Origin of the sequence: Bacillus sp. 37MA (assembly GCF_000372765.1) — a bacterium.
Taxonomy (GTDB): Bacteria; Bacillota; Bacilli; order Bacillales; family Domibacillaceae; genus Domibacillus; species Domibacillus aminovorans.
The window spans coordinates 55,867-62,027 of the sequence record NZ_KB889754.1 but is presented as its reverse complement, the minus strand read 5'-3'; the positions used below and the strand labels follow the sequence as shown (position 1 = coordinate 62,027).

The 6,161-nt window shown below is 38.1% G+C and carries 8 protein-coding genes; 2 read left to right on the top strand and 6 right to left on the bottom strand.

The window, feature by feature from the left end:
- Positions 1 to 328, bottom strand: a 328-nt coding sequence (locus A3M5_RS0121485; protein WP_018395815.1) for an orotidine 5'-phosphate decarboxylase / HUMPS family protein, incomplete at its 3' end; no start/stop codon positions are given.
- A gap of 199 nt (positions 329 to 527) precedes the next feature.
- Positions 528 to 890 carry a transcriptional activator HxlR gene (gene hxlR, locus A3M5_RS0121480; RefSeq protein WP_018395814.1) on the bottom strand — a complete coding sequence of 121 codons (363 nt, stop codon included), beginning with the start codon at positions 888 to 890 and terminating at the stop codon, positions 528 to 530.
- Between the two features lie 215 nt (positions 891 to 1,105).
- Between hxlR and zwf the strand changes: the two genes are divergently transcribed.
- Entirely contained in the window at positions 1,106 to 2,626 is a 1,521-nt protein-coding gene (gene zwf / locus A3M5_RS0121475; protein WP_018395813.1) for a glucose-6-phosphate dehydrogenase, read from the top strand.
- Positions 2,627 to 2,710: 84 nt separating this feature from the next.
- Positions 2,711 to 3,631: a phosphogluconate dehydrogenase (NAD(+)-dependent, decarboxylating) gene (gene gnd / locus A3M5_RS0121470; RefSeq protein WP_018395812.1), complete on the top strand. Its 921-nt coding sequence runs from the start codon at positions 2,711 to 2,713 to the stop codon at positions 3,629 to 3,631.
- Between the two features lie 151 nt (positions 3,632 to 3,782).
- Here the strand turns inward: gnd and A3M5_RS26525 are convergent, their stop codons facing one another.
- The 4 genes from A3M5_RS26525 to rpiB form a co-directional block, all read right to left on the bottom strand.
- Complete coding sequence (locus tag A3M5_RS26525; protein WP_081897930.1) at positions 3,783 to 3,926, bottom strand: GapA-binding peptide SR1P; 144 nt, start codon at positions 3,924 to 3,926, stop codon at positions 3,783 to 3,785.
- 146 nt (positions 3,927 to 4,072) lie between these two features.
- Positions 4,073 to 4,744 carry a hypothetical protein gene (locus tag A3M5_RS0121465; protein WP_018395811.1) on the bottom strand — a complete coding sequence of 224 codons (672 nt, stop codon included), beginning with the start codon at positions 4,742 to 4,744 and terminating at the stop codon, positions 4,073 to 4,075.
- 18 nt (positions 4,745 to 4,762) lie between these two features.
- Positions 4,763 to 5,434 (bottom strand): GNAT family N-acetyltransferase, encoded by a 672-nt coding sequence (locus tag A3M5_RS0121460; RefSeq protein WP_018395810.1) that lies wholly within the window; start codon positions 5,432 to 5,434, stop codon positions 4,763 to 4,765.
- Between the two features lie 264 nt (positions 5,435 to 5,698).
- On the bottom strand, positions 5,699 to 6,145 hold the full coding sequence (gene rpiB, locus A3M5_RS0121455) for a ribose 5-phosphate isomerase B (protein WP_018395809.1): 447 nt from the start codon (positions 6,143 to 6,145) through the stop codon (positions 5,699 to 5,701).
- Between the last annotated feature and the right edge of the window lie 16 nt (positions 6,146 to 6,161).

The following is a 6,161-nucleotide window of genomic DNA, read 5'->3' as shown; positions in this document are numbered from 1 at the left end:
TGTCGATCAAGATTTCAGAACCGTGTTTTTTCGCTTCTTCTACAGCACCTTTGATTGTTGCATCATCAGTTGCGCCAAGAATCGTTACGATACCTGCGCCTGCTTGAGAGGCTACCATTACTTCGTAACCGCCTGCATCCATTACTTTCAAGTCCGCAAGAACTGTTAAGTTAGGGAATGCTTCTTTCATTTCTTTTACTGCACGAAGGCCTTCGTTAATAATAACCGGTGTGCCGATTTCAACGACATCAACGAATTGTTCTACTTCTTTAACGACTGCGATACCTTCTGGAATGTTGACTAGATCAAGTGCTAATTGTAATTTCATGGATATGTCACTCCTTTTAGTTTGTTAGTTGGATTGGTACAAGTCCTATTATAAGTTCTAATTTTCAGAAAACAAAGTACGCACTTTGTCATCACATAGTGTCGAAAAAGATACCATTAAGGTTTATCTGCTCGTTATTTGTAATCATCCTTTGAAGCGCTTTCATTTTTTACTGCACAGAAAATCCATTTTCTCTCTATTAACGAGAAGCCGTTTTTTCTGTTTTTTGATCCAAAATACTTTCTGTATAATCCTTCCCCCATATATACATAGACTCGAGAATGGGGATGAGCGTATGTCCTCGTTCAGTAAGTGAGTATTCGACTTTGGGCGGAACGACAGGATACACTTCTCGATAAACAATGAGATCTTCTTCTAACTCGCGAAGCTGACTCACAAGCATTCTTTGCGTGATGGCAGGTATGAGAGATTTCAATTCACCGAATCTCTTTGTCCCTTCTTTTCCCAAGTGCCACATAATTAACATCTTCCATTTTCCACCGATAATAGACAGTGTCAATTCTTTTTCACAATTAAACGACTTTTCACGAATAGGGCTCATTCTATATCCCTCCCTTGATGTGAGTATACATGATAACAGTGTACTTTTCTATACTATATAACAAAAAAGTGCGTACTTACAAATAAAATCTTCAGATATTATACTGATGTTGAAACAAAGACACCTTTTAAAATGAAAATTTGCTAGATTCATGCAGCGTAAATTCATTATTTACGCTTTTATACACATGATAAACTTGACAGGAGGGAAATTATATGAACAGTGTATCAGTTAGCCCTTTCGAGGAAAGCGCTGCCAAGATGACCATGAATGTGGACTCCATGACCTTCGTTCTATTCGGTGCGACAGGCGATTTGGCAAAAAGAAAAATTTTTCCTGCTCTTTATAATTTATATCTTGATAATAAATTGCCACGGACATTTTCAGTCATCGGTCTAGGGCGGAGAGCACTATCTAATGACACCTTTCAATCGCACGTGGAATCCTCAATTCGCACCTTTTCGAGACAATTAGGTAGCTCAGATTTGGAAATGGAAACATTTATTCGTTCCTTCCAATATAGCTCCTTAGATGTCACAGACAGCGACGGTTATGATACGTTGCTTGATCTCATTCAAAACCGCGAAAAAGAGTTAGGTATTCCAGAAAATCGAATGTTTTATTTGTCGGTAGCTCCTGAATTTATTAACGTAATTACATCGAATATTTCTAAAAGTGGACTAGGCTCAGTCAAAGGATGGAAACGACTTTTGATTGAAAAACCTTTCGGTCATGATTTGTCCTCCGCCCAACAGCTAAATGCCATATTAAGCAACGCTTTTGAGGAAAAGGAAATTTATCGCATCGATCACTATCTTGGAAAACCAATGATCCAAAATTTGGAGACTTTAGAAGTTGCTAATCCGCTGCTACAGGCTGTTTGGAATAATCAGTTTATCGCCAACGTTCAGATTACAGCTAGTGAAACAGTTGGGGTCGAAGAGCGAGCCGGATATTATGATCAGGCCGGAGCCATTCGCGATATGGTTCAAAATCATATGCTACAAATTTTGATGATGACGGCTATGCACTTACCTAAACGATTCCTCTCAACTGAGGTTCAACAAGAGAAAACAAAAGTGATGGCATCTGTCCGACCTGTTTCCAAAAAAGAAGCCGTTGCACACATCGTTCGTGGTCAATACCGTTCAGGTGCGATTCAAGGATCACCTGTCATTGGCTACAAAGAAGAACCCGGGATCCTGCAAACCTCAACGAATGATACTTTTGTGGCGGCCCGTTTATGGATCGATGATCCATTTTGGCAAGACGTTCCATTCTACATCCGTACGGGTAAACGGATGAAAGAAAAGTCTACCCGTATTGTTATTGAACTCAAGAATCCATTGAAAGAGCTGTACTCAAAGCAACTGGAAGAAACCGCACCAAATCTATTAACGATTGAAATCAGCCCGAACGAGACGATTTCCTTACAATTAAACAATAAAAACCCGTTGAATAACGGAAAAATCGAGCCAATTACTATCGATTTTTCTGCCAATCATCAGCAGGAGCAGGTTCCTGAAGCCTATGAACAGATTTTACATGATGCACTACGTGGTGACGCAACTTTCTTTGCGCACTGGGAAGAAGTTGAGCTTTCGTGGGCTTGGATCCAGCCATTATTAGAAGCATTTGAGGATAACACCCTTCCTCTACACCTTTATGAAGCAGGATCAATGGGACCAGAGGCTTCTGACCGTTTGGTAGATGAGGATGGATTTAAATGGTGGTAATAGTACTTAAATAATTCCTCCATCAACTGAGAATACAGCTTTAAAAATTATTTTTATATAGTTATTAACAGGAGGTCAATTAGGATGAAAATTGGTTTAATCGGATTGGGTAAAATGGGCTTAAATCTAGGTATGAACCTTATTGATAATAAACATGAAGTAGCGGGTTTTGATTTAAACGAAACTGCTGTTCAAGAACTAGTAAGTTATGGTGCTGAAGGGACAACTAATTTGCAAGAGCTTGTAAGTAAATTAGAGTCTCCTCGCGTTTTGTGGATTATGGTTCCTCACCAAGTTGTAGATAAAGTATTAGGACAAGTAAAACCTTTGCTTCAAGAAGGAGATATTGTTATTGAAGCAGGAAACTCTCATTATAAAGAATCAATTCGCCGGTATAACGATTTTAAAGACGCTGGTGTTTATTACCTGGACGCTGGTACTTCTGGTGGTATGAGTGGAGCTCGTAACGGTGCTTGCTATATGGTCGGTGGCGATAAAGAGGCTTGGAATATTGTTGAGCCAATTTTCCGTGATACAGCAGTAGAAAACGGATATCTTTACACTGGAGAAGCCGGTTCTGGTCATTATACTAAAATGGTACATAACGGCATTGAATATGGTATGATGGCTGCTATTGGTGAAGGGTTTGAAGTCCTTGCAGAATCGCAATATGATTTTGATTATGAAGCTGTTGCAAAACTATGGAATAATGGTTCTGTAATCCGTTCATGGTTAATGGAACTCACTGAAGATGCCTTCTCTAAAGATGAGAAACTAGATGGAATTCGTGGTGTTATGAACTCTTCAGGCGAAGGGAAATGGACTATTGAAGAGGCACTTAATTTACAAGTTGCAACACCGGTTATTACAGCTAGTCTAATGAGCCGCTATACTTCTTTGAAAGGCGATAACACTTTCACAGGTAAAGTAGTCGCTGCACTTCGTAATGAGTTTGGCGGTCATGCTGTAGAAAAAAAGACTGACAGTGTCACTAGTGGTGTGTAAGAGCTGTATTTTAAAAGTAAGTTGACCCATTTATCACGATCATATGAAATTTCAATATAATATAATGTGCTTGTTAAGTTAAACACAACTACGAAAAAAAGATCGGCTTTTGCACGATCTTTTTTCGTAATTGTATAAATATACCTTACTCTTATTCCTCTAGTGATTGGCTATTTTCACACGATTCTTGCTTGCAGTCAGAATAATAGACAGTTACTTTTTCTGTAGGCATAGTGTCAATAAGCTCTCCACAATTTTTACAAATAATAGAACCTTTCGCTACATAATTTGACATTATACCCCAACCTTTCTGTTTTCTGTTTTTAATCATTCCAATACTTTACAAGCAATGAGACATTTTTGCCTAAATCACTCATTCAATTGAAATGGTATGAACCATTTTGTTCAGCTCTGTCGTTTCAATTGAGGATTTTCACTGAATTACACCCTTGACAGCGCTATCATTTCCTGCTTCTCTAAATCTTCAACCATTGTAAACCATGATTTTGGTTTATTCGATAACACAGAATAATAACGTCTTAAAAACTTTACAACAAGCTCTGCAGGCAGTTCATCTGTATTTTTGGCCATTGGCATAAAGCAAAGATCTAATTCTGTCACGGCCTCTCCATCATTGTTCCATGATGGATGAACGTAAGGAAAATCAAGTCGTTTGTAACCAAGATGGGATAGCACTTCACGGCGAACGTAAGGGTTCATGGACTTTACGCCTCCAAATTCATGGTCCCCTATGCGGTAAGGATCATAAATTTCAGCAAACATTCCTTGCAATTCCTTGCCATTGTCCATAGCTACAGAGTTTAAGTCATCTAATCTCTTACTAGCTAAAAATGCACCTACACCAAGTCCATCTTTACCGATAATTGTAAAATCTGTCATAGCAACATTAAAGTCTTCATAATAACGATACTCTGTCGCTCCGACTACTTCTCCCCCATGAACGGCCACAAAGATGCGAATTCCAGGATCTTGTAAAGGTTCTTCCCACAATGAAAATTCTAATACTTCCTCCGGAGGAAAGACATCTTGCATAAGTTGATGCATTTGTTTAAATAAAGGATCTTTTATATTCGTAATTCTATAATACTCCATTTTTTATCATTCTCCTGTCTACATTGATAAATAGAATGGATTTTTCCATTCCATAAGTGCTGCATAATTGCATGATTCTTCGTCTTCAAGGTAATTCTTGACCATTTTGACTGGTGTACGGCCGCAACGAAGTAAAAAAGTAATGACTGGATCACTCAATTCTCCTTTAACAACAGCTTCAAGATATTCATCAGGTGTCATTTCATTCACCATTTTATGATATCCAGGGACTCGTCCACCTCCTAGAAGTCGATCTATTTTTTTCTCGACAACAACCTCATACATCGATTGCATTAGCCACTTTCCTAATCCTAACTTACGGTATAAAGGGCTAACCCCTATATCCACTACGTAAAGCGTGTTTCCCTCCGGATTATGGTTTCTAATATATCCATTATCCGTTATTTCTTCCCACGTATGTTCAGGGTGTGAAGGATCAAAATCAACTAGTAGTCCAGTCATTGAACCTGCAATTCTACCATCGACTTCGATACATAAGGCCCCCTCAGGAAATAAAGTAATATGATTATGCAATTGTTCAACATTCCACCATAATTCCGGGGGAAAAGGAGGGGGAAAACTTTCCTGTTGAACCTTAATTAACCCATTAAAGTCTGCTTCGTTGTAATTTCGAATCACTGCTGGAATCGGGCGATTTTGTTCAAAAACAAAAAACTCTTTTCGATACACTATTTTCCCCCCTTATTTGTTTATAGAATCATTTTTTATAGATAGGACTAACTTTATACTCTTTATTATTTTTAATTATTAACCATATAGATAAACTTAACAAGTACACACTTTATTTTTACATAGTGTCAAAAAGTATACTTTTATAAATACAATTGATCCACTCTTAGATAAACAGAGACTGCTGATAACTAACTCAGCAGTCTGATTGCTTGATTATATTTATTTAATTGCTCTATTCCTCTATATTATAGTTGAATAGGTTTATGCATGGTTATTTTCATATTCTGTTATTTTACAGACTCGATTTTCATGTCTACCGCCTTCAAATGGAGTCGTCAACCAGATTTCTGCAATAGCACGAGCTAATCCTGGACCAATGACACGTTCTCCCATTGCTAACATATTGGTATCATTATGTTCCCTTGTTGCTTTAGCGCTAAACATATCATGCACCAATGCACAACGAATTCCCTTTACTTTGTTTGCCGCAATGCTCATTCCAATACCTGTCCCACAAATCAAAATTCCACGATCTACTTCACCACTTGCTACTTTCTCAGCTACTGGAACGGCATAGTCTGGATAGTCAACAGATGTACTACACTCACATCCTAAATCCTCATATTCGATATTCATTTCTTCCAATAAGGCGATAATTTCTTGACGAATATTTACTCCCCCGTGATCTGAGGCAATTGCTACTTTCATTTTTTTTCCTCCTTTT